Origin of the sequence: Phytopseudomonas dryadis (assembly GCF_004327355.1) — a bacterium.
Lineage (GTDB): Bacteria > Pseudomonadota > Gammaproteobacteria > Pseudomonadales > Pseudomonadaceae > Aquipseudomonas > Aquipseudomonas dryadis.
Genome location: NZ_QJUM01000068.1, coordinates 1 through 967, shown reverse-complemented (window position 1 = coordinate 967; position 967 = coordinate 1). Strand labels below are relative to the sequence as shown.

General features: G+C 62.6%; 1 protein-coding gene. It reads right to left on the bottom strand.

What is annotated here, in order from left to right; all coding sequences use genetic code 11:
• On the bottom strand, positions 1–967 hold a 967-nt coding region (locus tag DNK34_RS25250), incomplete at both ends, for a hemagglutinin repeat-containing protein (RefSeq protein WP_207401642.1).

Genomic DNA, 967 nt, shown 5'->3' with positions numbered 1-967 from the left:
ATCTGACTGGCCGCGGCTGTCTGCTCGGAGGTGCGGGTCTTGTCCTTGAGCGTTTCCGCGCCGACGAAAGTGGTGAAGCCGTTACCATCCGCGCTTTGCTGAAGACCTACTGTTTTGGTGTTCTTCCACGAGGTGAGCTGTTCGCTGCTGCTGCCCGCCACCACGTTCACGTCACGCCCGGCGTCGAGCAGCACGTTGCGACCCGCACTGACGCCACTGCCCACCACATTGATGTCGCGCTCGGCGATCAGAGAAGCATCGCGCTCGGCGCTAACCTGGCTGCCGACATTGGTGGAGCGGATGATTTCCTGGCCGCTTTTCTTCGCGCTGGAGATGGCAATGTCAGCGCCCCAGCTTGGTGTACCCACCGCCAATCCAACCGCGTCGCCGAACGATAGCCCGACCTTCTTCTTGTACGACTCGCTGCGGCTGTACGCCTCGTCATTGGCCGCCACCAGGTTGATGTCGCCTGTGTCGCTGATCAAGCCGGCACGCAATTCGACATCGTTGCCGGCCGTGGTTTCGCTGGCCCGCAAGCGAATGTCGTTGCCGGCAGCCAGCACTACATCGTTGCCCGCCTCCAGCTCACTGCCTACCTGGGTCGCCGTGGTCTTGAGCTGGCTCTTGCCACTTTTCGACAGGCCGAGGAAACCGGACTTGGTTTTCTTCGAGTAGGCGCCATGCTCCTCGACGCCGGACAGCACGGCGATATCGCCGGTGGCGCCCAGGGTCAGGTCATTGCCCGCCGCAAGGCGGCTGCCGATCACCGTGACGTCACGGCCGCCGTCCAGGCTGAGGCCGCCGTCGGCGGTCGTGCTGGTGTTGAGCGACAGGTCGTTACCCGCCTCGATCACCGAGGCGATATTGGTGCTGTCGTAGCTTTCGCTCTGCTTGCTCTTGCTACGACCGAACGAGCCTTTGCTTTTCTTGAAGTAGTAGGAGGCGCTTTCGTCCTGGGCCGAGAGGA